Genomic DNA, 22,992 nt, shown 5'->3' on the forward strand with positions numbered 1-22,992 from the left:
TTTTGTAAACAAGGTGTTGTCTTTATTCATCCTTAGTAAAAATATCCCCGGCCATTCTGTATAGCCGGGGATCGTCTTTTGATTATTTCGCCTGTTTGAGCTTCTTGGGCTCCTTGCCTCTTACGATGAGAGGCTGGCTGGTTCCGTCAACACAAGGCTCTGTGATGACGCACTCGCTGATGGTGTCATCTGATGGAATCTCATACATTACATCCATCATTGACTTCTCCATGATAGAACGAAGTCCTCTGGCTCCGGTTTCTCTCTCGTAAGCCATGGCTGCGATCTTCTGTACTGCCTCATCCTCGAAGGTGAGCTTAACGTTGTCGAAGTCAAAGAGCTTCTGGTACTGCTTAACAAGAGCATTCTTGGGCTCTGTAAGGATTCGCACCAAAGCTTCTTTTGAAAGACCCTCAAGAGTTACTGTGATAGGCACACGGCCTACAAACTCAGGGATAAGTCCGAACTTAACAAGATCCTGAGGTGTTACCTCTTTGAGAACCTCTCCGATCTCTCTTTCTGACTTGTCTGCAATCTCAGCGTTAAAGCCGATGGAGTTACGGTCAAGTCTGGCCTCAACGATCTTATCAAGACCATCGAAAGCTCCTCCGCAGATGAAGAGGATGTTGCTGGTGTCGATCTGGATAAGCTCCTGATGTGGATGCTTTCTTCCGCCCTGAGGTGGAACAGATGCAACAGTTCCCTCCACGATCTTAAGAAGTGCCTGCTGAACGCCCTCACCTGATACGTCACGGGTGATTGATACGTTCTCACTCTTCTTGGTTATCTTGTCGATCTCATCGATATAAACAATACCGTACTGAGCTCTCTCAATGTCGTAGTCCGCGTTCTGGATAAGCTTTAAAAGAATGTTCTCAACGTCCTCACCTACATAGCCGGCCTCTGTAAGAGTTGTGGCATCTGCGATGGCGAAAGGAACATTGATGATCTTAGCCAGAGTCTGTGCAAGATAGGTCTTACCTGAACCTGTGGGTCCGATCATGATGATGTTACTCTTCTGAAGTTCAACATCATTCTTGTCATCGCTCTTAGGTGCAAGAACTCTCTTGTAATGGTTGTAAACAGAGACTGCCAGAACCTTCTTGGCTTCCTCCTGACCGATTACATACTCATCAAGGAAGTTCCTGATCTCAACGGGCTTAAGAAGATTGATCTGCTGGTCCTTGGCCTGGGCAGGCTCATCCTCAAACTCTTCCTCAATGATATCCGCACATATGTCTACGCACTCATCGCAGATATAAACACCTGCAGGTCCTGCGATAAGCTTTTTTACCTGATCCTGTGTCTTGTTACAAAAAGAGCACCTGATCTCTCCGGAATTCTTTGCCATAATTTCTCCTTAATTATTTCTTGTCATCCTTCTCTCTTGGACGATTCTCAACGATCTGATCGATGAGTCCGTAGTCGAGAGCTTCCTGAGCATCCATCCAGTTGTCACGCTCAGTATCCTTGCAGATCTCCTCGTAAGGCTTACCTGTGTTGGCTGCAAGCATTCTGTTTAATTTCTCTTTGGTCTTCAGGATATGCTTAGCTGCGATCTCAATCTCGGTAGCCTGTCCCTGTGTTCCGCCAAGTGGCTGATGGATCATGATCTCTGCATTGGGGAGAGCCATTCTCTTGCCTTTAGCTCCGCCTGAAAGAAGGAATGCTCCCATGCTGGCTGCCATACCGATGCAGATTGTGCTGACATCACACTTGATGTAATTCATTGTATCGTAGATAGCCATTCCGGATGTGATCTCTCCTCCGGGGCTGTTGATATACATATGAATGTCCTTGTTGGGATCTTCTGCCTCAAGGAAAAGAAGCTGTGCTACAACAACGCTTGCTGATGTAGAATTTACTTCCTCCCCCAAAAATACGATTCTTTCTTTTAACAGCCTTGAATAGATATCGTAACTTCTCTCTCCACGGCTGGTCTGTTCAATGACATAAGGTATTAAACTCATATTATTACTATTCCTCCAGTCTGCTTAGATTACATTCTAAACCAATGTATATTATACCGCATTTTGTGAACCCTTTACAACTACCACCCCAAAAGCAAAGGGCTCCATCCGCAAAACCTGCGGACAGAGCCCCTAAAATTCGTATTCTTTTACAGTTCTTTATCAGCCGTAAAGAGAAGCAATAGTTGCGCTCATAGCTGTTGAAAGAATGATTGAGAGTACTACTCCGATAGCAACAAAGATAAGCTGTGCCTTAGCCCAGTTTGACTTTGTCTTAGGTGTGCTGCTTCCAAATGCCCAAATGCAAAGCATAATGATGTTTACGCAAGGAATGCATGTAAGCAGAATTGTGAGTGCCCAATCACCAATTGTGATAACAGGCTCTACCTCAGGCTGTCCGTATGTAGGCATCTGCTGTGGTGTCTTATTAAGGTTGTTCATATCATCCATTGTTTTTTCCTCCTCTAAAACAATCCTCTAAAAAATGTCCTTAGTTATTATATATACATAATTGCATGATTGCAAATTTTTTAACGATATATTTTAGTAAATTAAATCGTTAACCAGCTGATTATAGAAAGGCATGATCCGTCCGAATACATTTCCCTCGAAGAACACCATAGGCTCTTTTCCCGGGAAAAGAGCTGTCATCCGCCATATATAAATCCCAATAGTTATAAGGCATACAGCCATCAGAGGATACCTGAGAATCCTTGTACTCTTCCCCTGCACGTGGCGCCTTATAACGAAGGCTACTACAAGTGCCACCCATAACGGGTATGAAGGGTTATACTCAAGCGCCTTTATGGGGTGCAGTGTAATAAGGTTAAAAAGAGCTCTCGTAAGCCCGCATCCCGGGCACGGAAATCCACTCATTATCACCACCGGGCAGAACCTGTGAAATACAAGTTCAGCCAAAACCCACATGATGGCCAGAGCAATTATGGGCGCTCTGTTATCCCACAAATCTTTTATAATCCGCCTAAACACTGTCTTTACCATAGTAATTACAATATACAGCAGACAGGCGCACTTTTCATCAGTTTTTCATGAAGAAGTCATAGATTCTCTTGCGGTAGTCAGGTGCTGTATCAAAAGCTGCATGTCCATAGCCGTTGTACATATAAAGAGCACAATCGGTTCTGTTATCCAGCTTTTCTGCGATCTCCATGGACGCGTCGCTGTCGAGAACCTCATCATCAAACACTCCGATAACCAGTACCGGACATTTGATCTTTTCAATCTCATTAGTCACATCAAAGTCCTTGATGGCTTCAGCCAGGATTGCAAACTTCTCAAGTTCACCCTCTTTAACCGTTTCAGCCACATCATTGAAATAATCCTTGTACTGTTCATAAACTGCCGGAGGATAAACCTCTTTTCCAAAGTTCTGATACAGCTCTTTGGAATCCTTTTCTTTGGCAAGCTCTATCCAGTGATCGATAACTGTACGCTGCTCGGGCTTAACATGAGATGATGTAGAGCCAAGGACAAGCTTTTTAACAAGCTCAGGATATTTAATGGCTATGGCCATCGCGATCATTCCGCCCTGAGATGCGCCAAAGAGATATACATCCTTGAGCCCCAGTTCCTTCATTGCCTTTGCTGTATCATCAGCCATGTCGTATATAGAATAGCCATCGGACACTTCGTATTTTCTGTCAAAAAGATATGTGGTAAAATCACTGCCCATCATGGCATAGCTTGCTTCCACAGCTTCTTTTGCCTTTATGACACTCTGAACACTAAGCCCCGGCAATATTACAAAAGTCCTGCTGCCAAATCCGAACTTGCAATAGCCCATTTCAAAATCATCTGTCCAAACCATTCCTGTTTCTGCCATTTTCTTTCCCTCCTAGGTTTTTAAACTCATATGTCCTTACTTCCTAGTCTTGATGGTATCAAAAGCTCTGTCACAATCGTATCACACATTTTAGCGACAAAAAAAGCGCCACAGACATATCGCCTGTGACGCTCATAAACTCTGTACTATTCAGATTTTGAAGATCAAGCCTCTTCCTCAGTCTTCTTCTTTCTTGTTGTTCTCTTTGGCTTCTCTTCGCCTTCCTCAGCCTCAGCCTTCTTAGCAGTTGTCTTCTTAGCTGCTGTCTTCTTGGGCTTCTCCTCGCCGTCCTCAGCTGCAGCCTTCTTGGCTGTTGTCTTCTTAGCTGCCTTCTTAGCGCCTTCCTTAACGTTCTCTACAAGGAAGTCTGCTGCCTTCTGAACTGCAAGATCGCTCTTGAGCTGCTTCTTCTCAGCATCTGACATCATCTCTTTGAGCTTCTCAACTTCCATTCTGTACTGGTGAGCCATGCTCTCGATCTCAGCATCAACATCAGCATCTGAAACCTCGATCTTCTCAGCCTCAGCAACTGCCTCAAGAACGAGTCTTGACTTGATTCTCTCGATAGCCTGTGGCTTAACCTGCGCGAGCATCTGATCTACTGATCCGCCTGTGTACTGAAGGTACTGATCCATGTTCATACCCTGCATCTGAAGTCTCTGAGCGAACTCATTGACCATCTGTCTCTGCTGGGTCTCGATCATAGCCTCAGGAAGCTCCATCTCAGAGTCCTCGATGACAGCTCTTACAACTGCATCTTCTCTCTTAGCCTTCTCATCAGCTGCCTTCTTCTCCTCAAGCTTCTTCTTAACATCTTCCTTGTACTCAGCTACTGTATCAAAGCCTGCATCTGATGCAAACTCATCGTTGAGCTCAGGAAGCTCTTTTGCTCTGATTGAATTAACTTTGCACTTGAAAGTTGCATCCTTGCCTGCAAGGTTCTCTGCCTGATAGTCCTCAGGGAACTTAACGTTTACATCGCCTTCCTGGCCGATCTCAAATCCAACAAGCTGCTCCTCGAATCCGGGAATGAATGCGCCTGAACCGATTGTAAGAGGATAATCTGTTCCCTTACCGCCGTCAAAAGCAACACTGTCAACAAATCCCTCGAAATCAAGAGATACTGTATCGCCGTCCTTAACTGCTCTGTCAGTAACGTCGATTGATCTTGCGTTCATGTTTCTCTGCTTGTCAATCTCAGCGTCAACCTCGTCATCTGTTACATCGAGGTCCATCTTCTCAACTTCGATTCCCTTATATTTTCCAAGCTTAACAGGTGGCTTAAGTGCTACCTCAGCAGTGAATACGAAATCCTTACCTGCCTCAAGCTCCTCAACATCAATCTTAGGTGAAGATACGACATCCTCGCCGCACTCTTCTACTGCCTTAGGATACTCTTCCTCGATAAGATCGTTGGCAGCATCCTCATAGAATACTCCCTTGCCATACATCTGCTCGATCATCTTGCGAGGAGCCTTACCCTTACGGAATCCAGGAATCTGGATCTTGTTCTTGTTCTTCTGGTATGCTTTCTCAATAGCCTTCTCAAGCTGTTCTGCAGGAACTGTGATCTTAAGCTTGGCCATGTTGTTTTCAAGCTTCTCAACTGTTACGCTCATTTTTGTTTCTCCTTCTATTAATGCTAAATTACCCCTTCTGGGCACAGTCGCTAAAGATTATAACATAACGATACAAAATAATCCACATTTTTTACGAAAACATCCCAAGCCCGAAGACGAGATACAAAAGACCGAGCTCCAAAATCAGCACCAGTCCCATGAATATCGGTACGGCTATGTTGATAACCCTGGTCACTCCTCGATTTCTTTTACCATCAACGAGCTGGTATACGCTGTAGGGAATAGCCCCCAGGATGCCCATTACGGCAAAGGCAGGGAATGTTATGAAGAAAAGAACTATCGAACCCACCTTCACATTCTCCTTCTGTCCGTCAAACCAGGCTCTGAAAAAAGTGTAGGCAAAGCTTATGAAGAACCCAAACACAAGACCTATAAGTCCTGCCCTGAGTGTATTCATCGGATCAAAACGGCCGCGTCCGAAGAACATGCCATCCATACTATCTAACATTCCGAATATCGCAAAGGCTACGGCAAAGTACTTCTGAGTTTTGAATCTGTCTCGTTTCCTTGGTGCATACTGAGGAAGATTGCCGGCGGATTCTTTTGGTCCAAAAAACTTCTCGGCTTCCCTTCTCTGCTCGTTACGCTTAACAGCTTCCTGATATGCCTTCTGCTGTGCTATCTCTGCAGTTGTCATATCAGCACTTCTTGCCTGCAAAAAAGCCACAAGCTCTTCCTTTGTTCCCTCTGTATAGGAATCATTTTTGATGGTAATGATCAGTTTCTTTTCAAGTGAGCAGATAAAATCATAAGCTTCACCTGCATAAAAATTCACTGATTTATTAAGCGGTAAAAAGACATCTTTAAACACGCCTTCTGTTCCTGTTACGGTATACCTTATCTGCTTGTCATCGGCGATAAGGCTGCAGGTCACATCACCGTCAAGATATGAAGGATTCAATATATTCTCGCACCCTATCAGCTCTTTTGCACCTATCTTTGCAAGCTCTTTCTGAGCATCATTTATTACGCTCTCTTCAAGAGAAAATGTATTTTTAATCATTTTTTTGCTCCTATTTCCTTTTTCCAACTCTGCTATTTTACTAGAAAACGTTCAAATGTTAAAGGGGGCCTAGCATTTCGCAAATCAATAATCGCAATACAGAGTATTCATATATATTTAAACATAAAATTTATAAAATTTTTCCTTTCCAAAATGCGCCATTTCCCGTACAAAAGAGTATAATATTTAGTACACGGATTATCAAAATATCATGGAGGCGTGTTATGGCAAAAGAAAAGAAAGCAAATGCATCAAACATCAAGTTTTTCGACAGCATCAAAACCAGACTCATCTCTGTAATGATGCTGGTTGCTATCGTTCCACTGATAGTAGCCATCATTGTAAGTTATGTAACATCAACCAAGAAGGCGACAGCCGACGCAATTGATGCACTGGACTGGCAGGCATGGTACATTGAATCCTCATTCGAGGCCGTTATCCAGAAAAACATCGTTGCAATGCAGGCAATAGCAGCAGCACCTTCCACCAAGACCTTCTATATCAACCCTAATGATCTTACTGCTGCTTCAAAAGCGCAGGCATACTTAAATACCATTGATGCAGCTCTTGGTGACGGAAACATCTCTGTTCTTACCGGTGCTGACGGTATGCAGATCCTTCGTGCATCAGGAAAACTGGTAGATGTATCGCAAAGAGAATATTTCAAGCAGGCTATGGCAGGAAAAACCTATGTATCCGACGTTATAACCTCTGCTTCAACAGGTGCAAGACAAACCACCATCGCAACCCCTGTCTTTGCTGATGACGGAAGCGTAATCGGTATGGTTCAGCGTAACTACAGCATGGATGCTCTTCACGAAATCCTTGCGGCAGAAGCAGAAGATGCTTTTGTTTCCGACAGAGTAGGTATGGTAGCTGCTATGTCAGCAATGGAAATCACACCTGAGAACGAAAAGGACATCGACCTTTCAGGCTCACCATTCATGAGTGATCCCGGAGAAAGTGGCATGTATCAGCAAACAGCAGGTAATGGAGAGTCCATAATCTGCTGGGTTAGATCAGACACTACAGGCTGGGTTATAGCTTGTGCCAAGAGTGTAAAAGAGATCAAGTCAACCGCCACATCAGCTGCCTGGCTTGTAATCATCATCGGTATAATACTTGCAATAGGTGCAGGTATCATCTCATTCTTCATGTCAAGGGCATTTACAGAACCAATCGGTGAAGTTAACGAATCGCTCTCAGCTCTTGCTGACGGTAGATTTAAACCTGTTAAGAAACACCATGACAGAAAAGATGAATTTGGCGGAATGGTAAGAAGTACCAACACCGTTATTGAAAAGCTTGAAGATATTGTATCCCATATCAAGGCATCTGCTTCAGACGTAGGAACCTCTTCAGAGGAACTTTCCGATATGGCCAACCAGATCTCGCAGACTGCTGAGGACGTTTCAAATGCAGTTCAGGAGATCGCATCCGGTGCAACCCAGCAGGCGGACGAGATCCAGAGTGCTTCAGAGAACGTAGGAAGAATCGGAGATGCAGTCGGAGATGTACAGAATTCAACCGGAAGTCTTTCAAGTCTTGCAGACAAGATGAAGGAAGCATCAGAAGTATCCAGCACATCCCTTGCTTCCCTGCAGGATTCCTCATCTGAGATGACAGCCAAGATCGATGAGATTTCAAAGACCATCAGCGCAACTCAGGACGCTGTTACAAATATCAACGACAAAGTTGAAGGAATTGCTTCCATCGCAACACAGACCAACCTCCTCTCACTCAATGCTTCAATTGAGGCTGCAAGAGCAGGCGAGGCAGGAAAAGGATTTGCAGTTGTTGCTGAAGAGATCGGTAAACTTGCTGATGATTCAAAGGCAATGGCAGATGATATCAGAAAAGAGATGGATATCCTTCTCGAGCAGTCCAGAGCAGCCGTTCAGGCAGCAGAGGATGTAAGACAGGGCAACCAGGATCAGCAGATCGCTCTTGGCGAGACCCTCAATGCAGTAAACGGAATGCTGGGCGATATCAGCAGCACCGTAGGCGGCGTACAGCTCATCTCCCAGGGTGCAGATACCTGCGAATCTTCAAAGAACGCAGTAGTAGATACCATGAGTGCACTCTCAGCTATTTCCGAAGAGAACGCAGCTTCTTCAGAAGAGACGGGCGCATCCATGCAGGAGCTTTCAGCTACTGTTACAACTCTTGCAGGTTCAGCAAACAACCTGAAGGAGATTGCAGAACAGCTCAACAACGAGATGGAATTCTTCAAGTCATAAATCTAGTCCAAACACGCTAGTATCATAAAGAAAAGGGCGTACAGTTTTTAGCTGTACGCTCTTTTCTTATTAGTTCTATTCGTCGAGATTTATCAGTCTTTTTCTAGTATTCACTAATGTCCTCACATCTTCATAACTCTCTTAACCCTGATTGTGATAAGGTTTGCAACAAAGCCGATAAGGACTCCTGTTATGGTTCCTATCACCATCAGAAACGGCAGGTAATAAATAAGGCTCTCCGTCTCCAGAACAAGCATGGCCACAATGATCTGACCGATGTTATGGAAAACTCCGCCGAGGACACTTACGCCTGTCACCGAAAGCTTGCCTATCTTTTTGGCTATCAGCATGGCACAGAGAGACAGAGCAGCTCCTGCCAGAGAGTACATCATCATTGAGATGTTTCCAAAGGTAAGTCCCACCAGCACTACTCTTATGAGTGAGAGTGCGATGGCATTTTTCTCACCTACCGTGTAGAGTGCCACCATGACCACCAGATTGGCAAAGCCCACCTTGGCACCCGGTATTCCTATGTTGAGTGGCAGCATGTACTCAATGTATGAGAGCACAAATGCCAGTGCCACAAAAAGCCCCAAAAAGGCTATCCTCTTGTTATTCATTGCAAAACTCCCGGGTGCATCTTAAAATGTCGACCCATCAATTTCATTTTCTTCGCCGCCTTCTATAGTCACCACAACCTTGTTTGGCAGACACACTATCGATTCCTTAGAGTATCTGATGTGGTTGTGCTTGACGCAGATCTGATCGGGACAGGAAGCTTCTGTCACATCGGCGTATCCGTCTGAGATGATCAGGATGTTGTAGGAGCCATCAGGAAGTTCAATCCTCTCGGTCCTGTCCTCTGACAGAGGATAAGTGCCATACACCTCTCCGTCTATGGTCACCACAACATTAGCTGTGTCCTTTGTATTATTCATTTGCCAGATCCTCATTCCGCCTGCGGTCAGCAGTGCTACCACTAAGAGTATCGCAATGAGGATAATATCATTCTTCTTCATTTACTTTACGTACTTTTCCTTAAAATTATCGGAATATATCTTTTCCCCGTCGTGCATGACCCACATGGCTTCCACGTTGTCACGCTCCTTTACAAATGCCATTCCCTCATCAAGGCTCATTGTATAGAGCGCAGTTGAATAGGAATCGGCCTTACCCGAGTCATCTGTGATGACTGAAACAGCTGCGAATTCATCAGAAGGATACAGAGTGTCCGGATCGATGATATGACAATATCTTACGCCGTCGACCTCATAGAATCTCTGATAATCACCGGAGGAGACTACACATTCTCCGTCATTTATGTCCACCATCTCGATGTACTGCTCATCGCTATAAACATCAGGGTTCTGGATGCCGAGCCTGAAGTTCGAACCATCTATTCTTGTACCTATGCAGGAGATGTTTCCCCCAAGGCTCAGAAGGACATTGTTAAGGCCCTTTTCTCTAGCATACTCCATAACTCTCTGGACTGCATAGCCTTTTCCGGTGCTGCCCACATCCAGCGACATTTCAGGGTCGCTTAGATAAACCGTGCTCTTTTCCTTATCAATTATAATACCTGTTATATCAGTGTGGTATGACGCCTCTTTAAGTGCATCTGCATCAGGGAGCTTGGCCCTCTCCGGGTCAGCAATTCCAATCTCCCTCTGTCTGTGCCAGAGAGAAAGCACGGACCCAAGCGCGATATTTACCGCACCATCCGTCTCATAATAGGTATCAATACTAAACTCCAAAAGAGCTATTATCTCAGGATCAACTTCTACAGGCGAAATACCTGCATTATCATTTATTGTCTTTATATTATTAACGCCGGGATAGTCGTTGTAGATATCATAGAGCTGATTGTAGTAGATCAGCCTCTCCTTGATAAGCTGCGCATCCTCAGCGAACTTTTCCTTATCCTTGGCAAAGCCAACAATCTCTGTTCTTGTGTCAAACACATCCAGGAAAGTGGCTGTATATCTTGTCAGTTCTTTTTCTTTGGCAAAAGACCTATAGATCAAAATTCCGGCTATGAGCACAATAAAAAGTATTCCCATAAAAAGCGCCGGCTTTAAATTCTTTATCTTCATGATTTTCCTTAAGCGTAAACTTGGGGGTGCACAATTAAGCACACCCCCACATATTACCTGAACTTACTCACATAACAATATAGCTTTATCACTTTGCAGCTGCTACTGCCTTAGCGATAACACTGTTAAAGTCTGTGATGTGAACTGATACAGAAGCTGCAAGGTCAGCATCAGCTGCACGACCCTCTTCCATAGCTGTTCCGGCAACTTCGTCAGCTGTCTTTCCAACTGTGTAAGCAGCATAAGCAGCAGCCTGCTCATTCCACTCCTTGCCGATAGCAGAAGCCTTCTTCATGCCATAAGCCTCACCGAGCTCATTCTTACTCTTAACATCAGCAGATGTATCAGCTGTGATAGCGCCGTTTGCATCAAAAGTGATCTTAGCCTGAACAGCGTCGATGATGTCACTTGTGATCTTGCCATCTGATCCTACTGTAAGAGCAGAAATTGTTGTATAAGCCTCAGCAGTTCCGTCGCCCTCAGCAGAAGCATCCTCTGAGTTAGAGATCTTTGTTGAAACGCCAAGACCAAGCTTGTCGCCTTCGTGAGCGCCTAAAGCTGTAGCATTGTTTACAGCCTCAACAACTGCAGCCTGGAAACCTGTTACGTGGATTGATACAGAAGCTGCAAGGTCAGCATCGCCTGCATAACCCTCTGAGATAGCCATCCCACTGATATCTGAAGCAGTCTTACCAACAGCCCATGCTGCGAAAGCATCAGCCTGCTCATACCACTCTTTACCGATTGCAGAAGCCTTCTTCATACCATAGTTATCACCGAGCTCTCTCTTTGAAGGATACTCAGCGTTAAGATCTGAAGTGATTGTTCCCTGTGCACTTACACCGATCTCTGTCTGTGCGATATCGATGATGCACTGTGTGATCTTGCCGTTTCCATCAACTGTAACAGCAGCGATTGTTGCGTCAGCCTGAGCCTTTCCGTCTGCATCAGCAGTTGCATCCTCAGAGCTTGAGATTGATACGCTTGTACCAAGTCCTGTCTTAAGCTCTGCTCCTGTAGCTCCTGTAGAACCTGACTGTGAGCCACAGCCTGCAAGCACTACAGCTGAAAGCACTGTAGCGCTTACCAATGAAAGTAATCTCTTTTTCATTTTTCTTCCCTTTCTTTTATAAAACGTTTTATATTAAGGCTGTTTAGCCAAAATATCAGTTAAGGCCTCTATAGGCTCTCTCTAAGATGCCGGCGAGGACTTCTTTTCTCTTGCCCGTAAGTGCAAGCTCATCAAGGATATCGCAGCACCTGTCGTAATAGCTCTTTGCCATCTTGTGGGTGAAGCTTACTCCCTGATGTCTTGCCACTTCCTCTATTACTCTTTCCTTTGACAGGTTCCCACTCTCGGCTACTGACACGAGAGAAGGATCCTGAGCGAGGGCGTGAAGAAACGGCATTGTCATAACGCCGTTTTCGAAGTCTGACTGAACAGGCTTACCCGCCTTGTTCTCTGAGACTTCATAGTCAAGACAGTCATCGGTGAGCTGGAAGATGATTCCTGTATAACGTCCCAGTTTTCTGAAGAGCTTAATGCGCTCCTCATCCTCATCTCCTGCAAGAGCTCCTGCGTGATATGCGCCTTCAAACAGCGCAGCTGTCTTGCCGTCTATGATCGCCAGATATCTAAAGACATCCAGCCTGTAATTTCTGTTGTTGATGTTTTGCCTAAGTTCTCCCAAGGCAACTCTCTCAACATATTTGGAGAAATCAAACTTTTTGTATCTGTCTCTCTCTTCAGCCCTTGAGAGCTGTCTCATGGCAGCGGCAAGAAGATAATCGCCGCAGATGACAGCAGTTCTTTTCCCTGACTTCTTCTGGAGAGTTACAAGACCTCTTCGAAGATCTGCATCATCCATGATGTCGTCATGAATAAGTGTTGCCAGATGAAGGGTTTCTACTGCAGATGCAAAGATCACTGCATCCTTTGGAACCTGCTCTTCTTCCTTCATAGAGCAGGCAAGTGTAGCTGCTGCCCTCATCATTTTGCCCTGAGCCTCTGTAAGATAAGAGGTATAGCCCCTTATGAGTCCGGGAGCTCTTTTTATGATTCCGGATGCTTCCTCCCGGACCATTTCAAAGGCTTTATCATAATCCATGTAAAGATCAGTCATTGTATAAATACCACTTTCTTGCCCAATTAACCTTCTTCCACTTGCTCTTAAGCCATGGCATGAGATAGTAGTCAATTCCGATGGAACGTCCGCCGTTAAACATTACTGCCAGACCTGCGAAGATCATCCAGAAGGTATTGAGGTAAAGACCTGTTGTAGTTACAAACATAGCCTGGAGTACCAGTGAAACTGCTGCTGAAAGGAATGTGAAGCATCCTCCCATAAGTCCGAGGCCGATAAGAATCTGCAGAACAACAATAAAGCCCTGCATAAACATTGTCATTGCATCACTTGAAAGGACCATATTCTCTACAATCCAGTCAACAAAAGGAACCTGAAGCTTGAATGCAAAATCTGAAATGGTTGACTTGGCAAGCTCCGTGCCTGATACAAAGATCATCTCAAAGAGTCCAAGGTTCCAGTCAAAAATTACTGTTCCTGTATTAACTGCAGCAGCGACCTCAGTTGAAGCAGATGCAACAGCGTCTGCCACCTCTGTGGTTGCGGATGAAACTGCATCAACAGCTGCGGGATCGATTCTTCCAAGAAGTGAATCAAACCATGAGTTTGCACCGCCAAAGAAGCCCTCGAGCATTGGCTTTTGGAGCCACCCTTCAACAATCTTCATAACGCCTTCAAATACCCATACAGCTCCGAGCCATACTCTTAAAGGAACCATCATGAAGCTCGGTGTCTTGTTGGAGAAGTGTCCGCCAAGGAAACTTCTGTTATTCCTGATAGTGAAGAACTCATGTGTAAGGTAACTGAATACCTTGGTCCATCCCATAACCTGAATGAAATAGATTATGTTGATGAAGTGCTTGGCAAACATTGCAAAGAATGATGCGAAGTTAATCTGGTGCTTGGCCATTCCACCTCGTGCAACACCGTAGCGACCGCCCACGCATACCATTACGCCGTGGAACTTAGGAGCATAGCTCTCTCTTTCTCCCTCTCCGGTAATGGCAACCATGATGTTCTTAGCTACAGCTGCAGCTGAATGCTCAGCGTTCTCAACCATCTGAGGAACAGGTCTCTCCTCGCCGGGAGCTGTGTAGAGCATGTTGTCACCAATTACATAAACATTCTCATGGTCAACGCTTCTGAGATACTCATCAACTTCGATACGACCTCTTCCGCCGCTCTTAACTTCCTTGGCAATAGAAGCTGTTATCTCTGAGCTCTCGATACCTGCAGTCCAGATAACTGTTCCTGCTACATGCTCAGTTATGTCGTCGCCCTTCTTGAGCTTAATGAAGTTCTCACCAACTCCGACTACCTGTGCGTTCATGACAACGTCAACGCCCATCTTGCGAAGTCTCTTATCTACTTTATTGGAAAGCTTCTCAGGCAGGATCGGAACGGGACGTGAAAGTCCGTCAACATCAACGATGGTTACATCTTCTCTGTCGATGCCAAATCTCTTGCAAAGAATTGGTGTGTACTCTGCCAGCTCACCAACCATCTCTACGCCGGTAAAGCCTGCACCTACAACGTAGAAGCTAAGGAGCTCTTTCTTCCTTGCAGGATCAGTCTCATCTGCAGCCATTCTGAAGCAGTCATGGATCCTGTCGCGAAGCTTGACAGCATCATCATAGGACCAGAGCTTGTAGCTGTACTTCTCAGCTCCCTCAACGCCAAAGTATGTTGGCTTGGAACCTGCTGCCACAACAAGGTAGTCATAGCTGTACTCAGCATTCTTACCCTTGACGGTAGTATTCTCAAAATCAACTCCTGTAACTGTATCAAGAACAACGTTGACCTTTCTGCCATCAAAGATCTGCTTGAGGTTCATCTTGATGCTCTCTTCGCCGACACGGCAAGCAGCTACTTCGTGGAGCTCTGTGAGCATGGTGTGATAAGGATGCTTATCAATAATGGTTATCTCACAGGAGTCCAGTAATTTCTTTTTACGAAGTTTCTTCTCGAGTTTCTTGGTAGCCAGTACGCCTGCGTAGCCGGCACCGATTACAACAATCTTAGTCATAACTATCCTTCCTTTAATACATCCAAATGAAATATTGCTTAATGAGTATCGATATGATAGCATAATTAATTGTGTACGACAATATTTAATCGCAATTTATTTTGCAAAATCTAATTAACGTAAAAACGTTTTTATTAAAACGTCAGTAAACATCTGACTTTGAGGAGATACCAATGATAAAAAAATTTTTGAAGTACGTGGAGATAACCACAAAGATAACCAGTCTGTTCGCATATATTAACACAATGCTTTTTATGATATATGAGAAACAGCCGATAAATACTAAGCTCATGGCTATTTTCTTTATCGCCATGTTCTTATTTGATCTGACAACCACTGCCATCAATAACTACATTGACAGCAAGGATTATCCCGAGATGCTTCCTATTCCAAGAAAGAGCGCATTTATTTCCATTATGGTAATGCTCGGTATCAGTACTGTGCTTGGTCTGTACCTTGCATTTAATACCGGGATCATCGTTCTGCTTCTTGGAGGATTATGTTTCCTTCTCGGAATCTTTTATACCTTTGGCCCGATACCCATCTCCAGGATTCCTCTCGGAGAGGTTATCTCAGGCGTTGCATACGGAATGTTCATTCCTTTTCTTATGATGTATATAAATAATCCGTCTCACTATTTGGCTCTTAGCCTTTCATTTGAGACAATAAACCTCAGCATAAATGTTATGCCTTTTATTTCCTTCTTCCTGTTTTCGCTGGTTACAACCTTTACCACAGCCAACATCATGCTGGCTAACAACACCTGCGATATTGAGAAGGATACTGCGGTAGGAAGACTTACTCTTGCTTACTATATAGGAAGGAAGTGGGCTGTGCGCCTCTATGCACTTCTCTACTACGGAACCTATGTATCAGTTGCGCTTATGGTGATATGCAGATTCCTGCATCCTATAGCCCTGATCTACTTCCTGTCACTCCCACTTGTAATTAAGAACATTCACACCTTTAGGGATGCTCAGATCAAGGAAAAGACCTTTATAACATCCATAAAGAATTTCATCATAATAAACACCTGCTATGGAATTTCCATTTTAGCAGCAATAATTGTAAGCGCTGTTATTTAACTCTGATGGTTATTGCCTTATTGACAACTTCAATTCTGCTTTCTTTATAAGCACCGCCAAACTCACCATCGAGAGTCCATTCCACCTCATCCTCAGAATAGAAGTTAGCCCACCTTACCTGCTTAAAGGTGATGTATGGGTTACCTTCTTCTCTGGTGGCAAGAGCTGTCAGAATCGCATTGAATTCCGCTAGATTCTTGGGAGATCTGATAAGCATGAGCTCCATCTTACCATCGTCCTGATGGATATCCGAATCACCGAACAGATTCATTCCACCCACCGAAGCCGAATTACTTATCGCACCAAAAAGATAATCGCCCTCTTCGCTTATGCCCTCAGCCTCTACCTTCATATGAGTGCTGTAGCCGATGTTCTGCGGAAGCTCTGCAATGGCGCTGATGACATAAGCAGCATAACCAAGAACGTTCTTAAGCTCCTGATCCGTAGCATAGCTCACTTTGGAGAAAGCTCCGAAGGCAGCCACGTAATTAAAGTAGCGCTCTCCAATCCTTCCAACGTCATACGTATACTCTTTTCCCAAAACAGCGATATCTATAGCCTTGGAACGCTGAGCAGGAATACCGAGACCCTTGGCAAAATCATTGGTACTTCCCGCAGGCACATAGGCAAGGACCGGCTTTTGGTCCATGTCCATAATCGCGCTCATGACGTGGTTAAGAGTACCGTCTCCGCCACTGCACAAAACCATATCAATCTTCCCATCATACTGCGAAAGAAGAATTTCCGAGGACAGTTCTGTCCCCGGAATAATCGGATAAACCAGCGGCTCATATCCGTTCTCCGCAAGTTTTTTCACTATGTCGAAGGTATCGTTACCTGCTCTGCCCATTCCGGCAGTCTTGTTGATAAGTACTAAAGCTCTTTTTCTAGTCATTTTCTTGTATAAATCCTGTATGTGTATGTTAAGTCAAAATAAACCTGCTCATCGCTCTCTTCTGTAAGCTCCCATTCCGGCATCTTGTCAAGGTTTGGGAAATAAGCATCTGCTTCATATTCCTTGTCGATGAAGGTCACGATGCACTTGTCACAGTCATCAAGAAACTCCTTATAAACACTGGCTCCTCCGATGATAAATACATCATCCGGATCCTCGTCCTTAATAAGTTCAAGGAGCTCCTCTCTGCTATGTGCGACCTCTGCGTTTCTTACCTCGTAGTCGGGTTTGGTTGAGAGGATGATGTTTCTTCTCTTTGGAAGAACTATCTTCTGAGGAAAGGTCTCAAGAGTCTTTCTTCCGTAGATTATGGTCTTATCAAGGGTCCTTGCCCTGAAGTTGTCCTTCTGATCCGCAGGGATGCTCACCAGGAGCTGTCCCTTATTTCCAATGGCCCAGTTGCTGTCCACTGCTACAATTGCCTGCATTTATATGTCCTCCGTTATTAGATGGCGATCGGTATGTCTTTTAACTGCTCACCTGAAACCTCGTAGCCCTCAAGTGACACATCATTTCTGGTGAACTTGTAGAAGTCCTTGATGTCCGGGTTGAGATGGAACTTGGGCGCCGGAAGGGGCTTTCTCTCAATGAGTTCCTTGATGAGCGGAACATGTCTGTCATAGATGTGAGCATCGGCGATTACGTGCACCAGCTCTCCTACGTTCATGTCGCATACCTGAGCGATCATGTGCACCAGAACAGCATACTGAACAACGTTCCAGTTATTGGCTGCAAGAACGTCCTGTGATCTCTGGTTTAAGATTGCATTAAGTGTTAGCTTATCCTCGCCCTTCTTCTGAGTTACATTGTAGGTCACGCTGTAAGCACAGGGGTAGAGATGCATCTCGTGAAGGTCGGAAAAGACATATGTATTGGTCATGATACGTCTTGAAAAAGGATTGTTCTTGAGGTCATAGATAACCCTGTCCATCTGGTCGAACTCACCCTCTTTGTAAATACTCTTTTGACCGATCTGATAGCCGTAGGCCTTTCCGATAGATCCTGTCTCGTCAGCCCACTCGTCCCAAATGTGGCTGTTGAGGTCATGGATGTTGTTGCTCTTTTGCTGGTAGATCCACAAAACCTCATCAGTTGCGCTCTTAAGAGCTGTCTTTCTCAGAGTCATGATCGGGAACTCTTTAGAAAGGTCATATCTGTTTACAACACCGAATTTCTTGATGGTGTACGCCGGTGTTCCATCCGGCCAGTGTGGTCTTACCTTCTCCCCCTCGGTTGAGGTGCCATTGTCCAGGATATCCCTGCACATGTCGATGAAAATCTCATCCGCTCTTGCCATAGTTACTCCTCCCTTTATTTACTCCATTTATCACACAGCGAATTTATCTGATCTGCGAATTTCGCCTTGTCTTTGTTGGTCATTCCCTCTGCCTTGGCTATGATGCCCATAAGCCTTGCCCCTGCGGCTTTAAGACGGGCATAGACATCGGAAACAAGTGTAGATTCTTTCTTCTTGACCGGAACAGGAATTCCTTCCTTCATGATCTGTCCGGAGATTATGTCAAATTCTGTTCCGCTGTAAGGCGCGTAAGCATCGAACCCGTGCTCGTTTGCAAGACACTTGGCAAATGAGGTGCATACGCTGTCTTCGCCGTGTACAACAAATACCTTCTTAGGTCTCTTTTTAAAGCCTTCTATCCACTCAATAAGGCCGTTGTGATCAGCGTGGCCTGAGAGGCCTTCAAGCTTGGCTATCTCTGCCTTTACGTCGATGGTCTCGCCAAAGAGCTTGACCTGTTCTGCTCCGTCTATGATAGCACGTCCCGTGGTTCCAACGGACTGATATCCTACAAATAAAATAGTGCTCTCTTCTCTCCAGAGGTTGTGCTTAAGGTGATGTCTGATTCTGCCTGCGTCGCACATTCCGGCTGCAGAGATGATAACCTTGGGCTCCGGGTCCTCATTGATGGCCCTGGACTCCTCTGTTGTGATGGACAGATTAAGTCCCGGGAAGGTTATCGGATTTATATGTTTCCTGATGAGTTCAAGCGCCTCATCATCGTAACAATCATACTGATTTCTCTCAAAGATCTCTGTGGCTTCAACCGCCAGAGGGCTGTCAACAAATACTTTGAAATCAGGCTTCGAGGTGACCAGCTGCCCCCTCTTGATAAGTCTTATAAAATACAGCACTTCCTGGGTTCTGCCGATTGCAAAGGAAGGGATCACAACATTTCCTCCCCGGGCAAAGGTCTTGTCCAGAATAGCCGCAAGCTCTTTTACATAATCGGGTCTCTCGCCGGGATGGAGCCTGTCGCCGTAGGTGGATTCCATAACTACGTAGTCGGCCTCTTCCGTCATCTGAGGGTCCTTGATAAGCGGCTGATTCTTGTTTCCTATATCTCCGGAAAAGACAAGCTTCTTCTCCACATTCTTTTCCTGAAGCCAGACTTCGATACTGGAGGAACCAAGAAGGTGACCGATGTCGGTAAACCTGATCTTAATGCCCTCACAAACATTGATCTCAGTACCATAACTGCAGGGAACAAAGCACCTGATGGTATTCTCTGCATCTTCCATGGTATAAGTGGGCTCAATTATGTCGATTTCCTTAGTTCTTTTTCCCTTACGATTTCTCCACTCTGCCTCCTGCATCTGAATGTGGGCACAGTCTCTGAGCATTATGTTGCACAGTTCTGCTGTGGCTTCTGTTGAAAAGATCTTGCCTCTAAAGCCCTTTGCATATAGGAGTGGGAGATTTCCTGAATGATCCACATGAGCATGTGTCAGGAACACGTAATCAATTTCCGGCGCAGATACAGGCAGTGGCACGTTTTCAAAGTAATTCCTGCCCTGCTCCATTCCGTAATCAACTAAGATGTTCTTGCCTGCAGCCTCGATAAAATGACAGCTTCCGGTAACTTCATGGTCAGCACCAATAAACATCAGTTTCATAAGCACTGCCTCCTAAAATCATTATAGTCTTGCTGTTTTCTTTATTATACCATGAAACTTTCATGTAAAAGGCATGGAAAAACCCCTGTGGTTTTGGTAGAATATAAAGGATTGATTATTTTCAATTAAAATAAGGAGATTATGAAAATGTTTAGAACATATGGTAAAAGAGCTGTTGCAACTATTCTTAGTGCCGCAATGCTCGTGACTTTAGCAGCCTGCGGATCAACACCTGAAGGCGGCGATGACAGCGAATCAAGCAGCGGAGTTTCTTTTGAACAGATAACAGATACTGCTACCGAGGAGACCTCTGTAGAAGAGGAGGCACCTGTAGATACTGACGAGCCTTACGTGCTTCCTGAAGGAATGTATTTTTCAGAGCTCACAGGTGAGCCTATCAGCGAGGATATCAAGGACCAGCGCCCTATCGCAGCCATGGTCGACAACGAGATCACTGCTCTTCCTCACTTTGATACAACAAAAGCTGATGTTGTTTATGAGCTCATGAAAAGCACCAAGAACGACAGAATCACAAGACTTATGTGCGTTGTTAAGGACTGGGGATCAATCGACCAGCTCGGAAGCATCCGAAGCACAAGACCTACCAACATCCTTCTTGCTTCAGAGTGGAACGCAATCCTCTGCCACGACGGAGGCCCTTACCACAACGATGCTTACTTTGCTAAGGACTGGGCTAAGGATCACATCTCAGGTTACTTCTCAAGAGTAGACAACGGTAAGTCAAGAGAGTTTACCGAGTACATCTTAAACGGTGACCTTGAGTCAGACATTGAGAGATTTAACATCTCAGCAACTTACAACCAGTATGCAAACGAGGGAAGCCACTTCAATTTCGTTGAATACGGCAAAGAGATCAAGCTCGATGAGAAGTATGACAGATCATACACAGCAAACGGTGTTATTCTTCCTTTCACACACAACTCATCCAAGCTTGTGTACAATGCTGATACAGGTCTTTATGAGTACTATGAGTACGGCGATCAGTACTTTGATGCAGCAAACGAGCAGCCACTTACTTTCAAGAACGTAATCCTTCAGAAATGCTCATTCGCTCAGCTCGATGAGAACGGATACCTTATCTACAACTGCATCGGCTCAGGCGAGTATGCATGGTATCTCACAAACGGTGTAGCTAAAGATTGCACATGGGCCAAGACCAGCGAGACCGGTGTAACCAAGTTCTACGACGAGACAGGCGAAGAACTTCAGATCAACACAGGTAAGACTTACATCGCTCTTGTTCCTGACGACACCTGGGACAAAGTCATCTTCGAGTAAATCATTTAGGAGCATTTATGAGTGGTATTTCAGATGGCATGAAGAAAATAAGCAGTAACACTCTTAAAGTGATTGCATGTCTTGTTATGCTTCTGGACCACTTAACAGCAGGTATAATGCTTCCGGTTGTAAGAGCCGGCCTTTATCCTGATGATATTCCTTTTGAGAAGATCAAGCTTATATACGATATCCTTCGTGGCATCGGCAGAAATTCTTTTCCGATATTCTGCTTTTTGATCGTGGAAGGATTCATTCATACAAAAAGCAGGCTAAGATACGCTCTTAGCCTGTTACTTTTTGGCATAATTTCAGAACCGTTTTTTGATATAACCTTCTTTGCGAAGAAAGAAGTCTTTAACATCAATTTCTTTGAGTGCCTTAGCGCCAACCTTGATCATATCTGGGATAGGTGCAATGTGTATTTCACGCTCCTTATCGGGCTGATTGTTATCTGGGCTGCTGATTTCTTTATTGGCAAGCTTAGAGAGAAGTTTCCTATTCCGCTCTGGGCCTCTTACACTTTAGCCGGACTTGCCTGCGGACTCGGAATATTTGTTGCAGAACGTATTCACAGCGATTACCATGGCTTTGGCGTTGGGCTTATCTTTATCTTCTACTTGCTCAGATACCAGTCCCCTCTCAATTTAGTAGCGGGATATTTGGAGTTGAGTTTCCTAGGCACCGAGTACTATGCTCTTCCTTCTTTTGTGCTTCTTTATTTCTACAACCATAAGAGAGGCAGAAAGATTGGAAATCTGAAGTATTTGTTCTATGCATTTTATCCGGTGCATATTTTCCTGATTTATGTGCTTAGATGTTTGATGTACGGTTGATCCCGTGAGAATCTATGCTGTTTGCGATATGCGTCGTTGATGTATCTTCTGCCGCCCCCTGGTTTCGGGGATTGTAGCATGAAATGCCAAAACGTCAAGAACAAGGCAAGTGGGCAAAAAGCGCCCATTCTTGACGTTTTGGCATTTCATGCGTTTAGGTCACTAAGGGGGCCGGCAGAAGGGAACCTTCCGGGAAGGTATGCGCGCCGAGGCAGGGAAAGCCCCTTGTGCAAGTGTTTGCTTAGGGTATGGCCGGCCAATAGGGTAGATGAATGGGGGAGCAGTGGGGCAGATGACCCGGAGGCGCAGATTTACTGTCCTGAAGGGAAAATTCAGAATATACCGTAACGGGGAAACCGTGATTCAGGGAGTACTACTGTCCTAGAAGAAAAACTTAAAAAATACCGTAATGGAATTTGGGGTGATTCGCGGAGGGTTACTGTCCTGGAGCGAAAACTTAAAATATACCGTAATGGAATTTGATGTGATCCATGGTAGGCTACTGTCCCTGGGCAAAATCTTCATATATACCGTAATGGAATTTGATGTGATCCATGGTAGGCTACTGTCCCTGGGCAAAATCTTCATATATACCGTAATGGAATTTGATGTAATCCATTGTGGGCTACTGTCCCTGAGCAAAAACTTCATATATACCGTAAGGTTGAGCTGAAATGTCCATTAAAATGGACCCCAGAAAGTGGACACGTCATTAAAACTATTTAGGCAGTATTTTTGCAGCAGATTCAAGACGTGGACACGAAATGGGCAGTAAAAAAATATACTTTCCAGGAAATATCTATTACATTTCCGATATGTGGACACAGATTAGGCTGTCTTTGCTGGTATAATGAGCAAAGGGGGGAATCTGTATGAATCCAAAAAGAAAACCAAGCTACACAAGCGAGCAAATCGAAGTGATTGCTCAGAATCCGTATACACATTCTATCACTCCACATAGGATGACGTTTACTCTCGAATTTAAGGAGTTCTTTGTTGATCAGGTGA

21 protein-coding genes are annotated in these 22,992 nt (G+C 44.8%); 4 read left to right on the forward strand and 17 right to left on the reverse strand.

Going from position 1 to position 22,992, the window contains the following annotated elements; translation table 11 throughout:
* Positions 1-82: 82 nt before the first annotated feature.
* The 7 genes from clpX to G589_RS0106995 form a co-directional block, all read right to left on the reverse strand.
* Positions 83-1,354: an ATP-dependent Clp protease ATP-binding subunit ClpX gene (gene clpX, locus G589_RS0106965; protein WP_442852342.1), complete on the reverse strand. Its 1,272-nt coding sequence runs from the start codon at positions 1,352-1,354 to the stop codon at positions 83-85.
* Between the two features lie 10 nt (positions 1,355-1,364).
* Positions 1,365-1,970 (reverse strand): ATP-dependent Clp endopeptidase proteolytic subunit ClpP, encoded by a 606-nt coding sequence (gene clpP, locus G589_RS0106970; protein WP_022768689.1) that lies wholly within the window; start codon positions 1,968-1,970, stop codon positions 1,365-1,367.
* A gap of 162 nt (positions 1,971-2,132) precedes the next feature.
* Positions 2,133-2,420 carry a hypothetical protein gene (locus G589_RS0106975; protein ID WP_196811857.1) on the reverse strand — a complete coding sequence of 96 codons (288 nt, stop codon included), beginning with the start codon at positions 2,418-2,420 and terminating at the stop codon, positions 2,133-2,135.
* Between the two features lie 93 nt (positions 2,421-2,513).
* A complete protein-coding gene (locus G589_RS21025) occupies positions 2,514-2,936 on the reverse strand; it encodes a DUF2752 domain-containing protein (protein WP_026521590.1) in 423 nt (140 codons plus the stop codon).
* 73 nt (positions 2,937-3,009) lie between these two features.
* Positions 3,010-3,813 (reverse strand): alpha/beta fold hydrolase, encoded by an 804-nt coding sequence (locus tag G589_RS0106985; RefSeq protein WP_035775547.1) that lies wholly within the window; start codon positions 3,811-3,813, stop codon positions 3,010-3,012.
* Positions 3,814-3,977: 164 nt separating this feature from the next.
* The gene (tig, locus tag G589_RS0106990) at positions 3,978-5,432 is read right to left on the reverse strand and encodes a trigger factor (RefSeq protein WP_026521592.1); all 1,455 of its coding nucleotides are present in this window, start codon (positions 5,430-5,432) and stop codon (positions 3,978-3,980) included.
* A 91-nt stretch (positions 5,433-5,523) separates the two neighbouring features.
* Positions 5,524-6,456 (reverse strand): hypothetical protein, encoded by a 933-nt coding sequence (locus G589_RS0106995; protein WP_026521593.1) that lies wholly within the window; start codon positions 6,454-6,456, stop codon positions 5,524-5,526.
* Positions 6,457-6,680: 224 nt separating this feature from the next.
* Here G589_RS0106995 and G589_RS0107000 point away from each other — a divergent pair, with 224 nt between their 5' ends.
* Complete coding sequence (locus tag G589_RS0107000) at positions 6,681-8,696, forward strand: methyl-accepting chemotaxis protein (protein ID WP_026521594.1); 2,016 nt, start codon at positions 6,681-6,683, stop codon at positions 8,694-8,696.
* Positions 8,697-8,818: 122 nt separating this feature from the next.
* Here the strand turns inward: G589_RS0107000 and G589_RS0107005 are convergent, their stop codons facing one another.
* From G589_RS0107005 to G589_RS0107030, 6 genes are all read right to left on the reverse strand, one after another.
* Positions 8,819-9,316, reverse strand: a complete 498-nt coding sequence (locus tag G589_RS0107005) for a Gx transporter family protein (RefSeq protein ID WP_026521595.1) — start codon at positions 9,314-9,316, stop codon at positions 8,819-8,821.
* A gap of 21 nt (positions 9,317-9,337) precedes the next feature.
* A complete protein-coding gene (locus tag G589_RS0107010; RefSeq protein WP_026521596.1) occupies positions 9,338-9,715 on the reverse strand; it encodes a NusG domain II-containing protein in 378 nt (125 codons plus the stop codon).
* Positions 9,716-10,789, reverse strand: a complete 1,074-nt coding sequence (locus tag G589_RS0107015) for an FAD:protein FMN transferase (RefSeq protein ID WP_081668966.1) — start codon at positions 10,787-10,789, stop codon at positions 9,716-9,718.
* Between the two features lie 88 nt (positions 10,790-10,877).
* Positions 10,878-11,900 (reverse strand): hypothetical protein, encoded by a 1,023-nt coding sequence (locus tag G589_RS0107020; RefSeq protein ID WP_026521598.1) that lies wholly within the window; start codon positions 11,898-11,900, stop codon positions 10,878-10,880.
* A gap of 55 nt (positions 11,901-11,955) precedes the next feature.
* The gene (locus G589_RS0107025) at positions 11,956-12,912 is read right to left on the reverse strand and encodes a polyprenyl synthetase family protein (RefSeq protein ID WP_026521599.1); all 957 of its coding nucleotides are present in this window, start codon (positions 12,910-12,912) and stop codon (positions 11,956-11,958) included.
* The gene (locus G589_RS0107030) at positions 12,905-14,899 is read right to left on the reverse strand and encodes an FAD-dependent oxidoreductase (protein ID WP_026521600.1); all 1,995 of its coding nucleotides are present in this window, start codon (positions 14,897-14,899) and stop codon (positions 12,905-12,907) included. Before G589_RS0107030 ends, G589_RS0107025 begins: the two co-directional genes overlap by 8 nt.
* 173 nt (positions 14,900-15,072) lie before the next feature.
* Here G589_RS0107030 and G589_RS0107035 point away from each other — a divergent pair, with 173 nt between their 5' ends.
* Positions 15,073-15,984, forward strand: coding sequence for a UbiA family prenyltransferase (locus G589_RS0107035; protein ID WP_026521601.1), 912 nt, complete (start codon positions 15,073-15,075; stop codon positions 15,982-15,984).
* Here the strand turns inward: G589_RS0107035 and G589_RS0107040 are convergent.
* The 4 genes from G589_RS0107040 to G589_RS0107055 are packed head-to-tail and all read right to left on the reverse strand — an operon-like array spanning position 15,977 to position 19,852.
* Positions 15,977-16,879, reverse strand: a complete 903-nt coding sequence (locus G589_RS0107040; RefSeq protein WP_035775549.1) for a diacylglycerol/lipid kinase family protein — start codon at positions 16,877-16,879, stop codon at positions 15,977-15,979. The two genes, G589_RS0107035 and G589_RS0107040, sit on opposite strands and share 8 nt — an antisense overlap.
* Positions 16,876-17,367: a dihydrofolate reductase gene (locus G589_RS0107045; protein ID WP_026521603.1), complete on the reverse strand. Its 492-nt coding sequence runs from the start codon at positions 17,365-17,367 to the stop codon at positions 16,876-16,878. Before G589_RS0107045 ends, G589_RS0107040 begins: the two co-directional genes overlap by 4 nt.
* A gap of 17 nt (positions 17,368-17,384) precedes the next feature.
* Entirely contained in the window at positions 17,385-18,236 is an 852-nt protein-coding gene (gene thyA / locus G589_RS0107050; protein WP_022768712.1) for a thymidylate synthase, read from the reverse strand.
* A 14-nt stretch (positions 18,237-18,250) separates the two neighbouring features.
* Positions 18,251-19,852, reverse strand: a complete 1,602-nt coding sequence (locus G589_RS0107055; RefSeq protein WP_026521604.1) for an MBL fold metallo-hydrolase RNA specificity domain-containing protein — start codon at positions 19,850-19,852, stop codon at positions 18,251-18,253.
* Positions 19,853-19,999: 147 nt separating this feature from the next.
* On the opposite strand from G589_RS0107055, the gene G589_RS0107060 reads away from it, so the two are divergent.
* Both G589_RS0107060 and G589_RS0107065 read left to right on the forward strand, forming a co-directional pair.
* Entirely contained in the window at positions 20,000-21,151 is a 1,152-nt protein-coding gene (locus tag G589_RS0107060) for a DUF3048 domain-containing protein (protein ID WP_051192229.1), read from the forward strand.
* A gap of 17 nt (positions 21,152-21,168) precedes the next feature.
* Complete coding sequence (locus tag G589_RS0107065) at positions 21,169-21,984, forward strand: TraX family protein (RefSeq protein ID WP_026521606.1); 816 nt, start codon at positions 21,169-21,171, stop codon at positions 21,982-21,984.
* Positions 21,985-22,992 lie beyond the last annotated feature (1,008 nt).

The sequence above is a fragment of the Butyrivibrio sp. VCB2001 genome (assembly GCF_000423965.1).
GTDB lineage: Bacteria > Bacillota > Clostridia > Lachnospirales > Lachnospiraceae > Butyrivibrio.

Coding starts and splice junctions, on each gene's coding strand:
- G589_RS0107065 (WP_026521606.1), top strand. CDS start 21,169: ATGAGTGGTATTTCAGATGGCATGAAGAAAATAAGCAGTAACACTCTT.
- G589_RS0107045 (WP_026521603.1), bottom strand. CDS start 17,367: ATGCAGGCAATTGTAGCAGTGGACAGCAACTGGGCCATTGGAAATAAG.
- G589_RS0107025 (WP_026521599.1), bottom strand. CDS start 12,912: ATGACTGATCTTTACATGGATTATGATAAAGCCTTTGAAATGGTCCGG.
- G589_RS0107035 (WP_026521601.1), top strand. CDS start 15,073: ATGATAAAAAAATTTTTGAAGTACGTGGAGATAACCACAAAGATAACC.
- tig (WP_026521592.1), bottom strand. CDS start 5,432: ATGAGCGTAACAGTTGAGAAGCTTGAAAACAACATGGCCAAGCTTAAG.
- G589_RS0107015 (WP_081668966.1), bottom strand. CDS start 10,789: ATGAAGATAAAGAATTTAAAGCCGGCGCTTTTTATGGGAATACTTTTT.
- G589_RS0107055 (WP_026521604.1), bottom strand. CDS start 19,852: ATGAAACTGATGTTTATTGGTGCTGACCATGAAGTTACCGGAAGCTGT.
- clpP (WP_022768689.1), bottom strand. CDS start 1,970: ATGAGTTTAATACCTTATGTCATTGAACAGACCAGCCGTGGAGAGAGA.
- thyA (WP_022768712.1), bottom strand. CDS start 18,236: ATGGCAAGAGCGGATGAGATTTTCATCGACATGTGCAGGGATATCCTG.
- G589_RS0106985 (WP_035775547.1), bottom strand. CDS start 3,813: ATGGCAGAAACAGGAATGGTTTGGACAGATGATTTTGAAATGGGCTAT.
- G589_RS0106995 (WP_026521593.1), bottom strand. CDS start 6,456: ATGATTAAAAATACATTTTCTCTTGAAGAGAGCGTAATAAATGATGCT.
- G589_RS0107020 (WP_026521598.1), bottom strand. CDS start 11,900: ATGAAAAAGAGATTACTTTCATTGGTAAGCGCTACAGTGCTTTCAGCT.
- G589_RS0107040 (WP_035775549.1), bottom strand. CDS start 16,879: ATGACTAGAAAAAGAGCTTTAGTACTTATCAACAAGACTGCCGGAATG.
- G589_RS0107005 (WP_026521595.1), bottom strand. CDS start 9,316: ATGAATAACAAGAGGATAGCCTTTTTGGGGCTTTTTGTGGCACTGGCA.
- G589_RS0107060 (WP_051192229.1), top strand. CDS start 20,000: ATGTTTAGAACATATGGTAAAAGAGCTGTTGCAACTATTCTTAGTGCC.
- G589_RS0106975 (WP_196811857.1), bottom strand. CDS start 2,420: ATGGATGATATGAACAACCTTAATAAGACACCACAGCAGATGCCTACA.
- G589_RS0107000 (WP_026521594.1), top strand. CDS start 6,681: ATGGCAAAAGAAAAGAAAGCAAATGCATCAAACATCAAGTTTTTCGAC.
- G589_RS0107010 (WP_026521596.1), bottom strand. CDS start 9,715: ATGAAGAAGAATGATATTATCCTCATTGCGATACTCTTAGTGGTAGCA.
- G589_RS0107030 (WP_026521600.1), bottom strand. CDS start 14,899: ATGACTAAGATTGTTGTAATCGGTGCCGGCTACGCAGGCGTACTGGCT.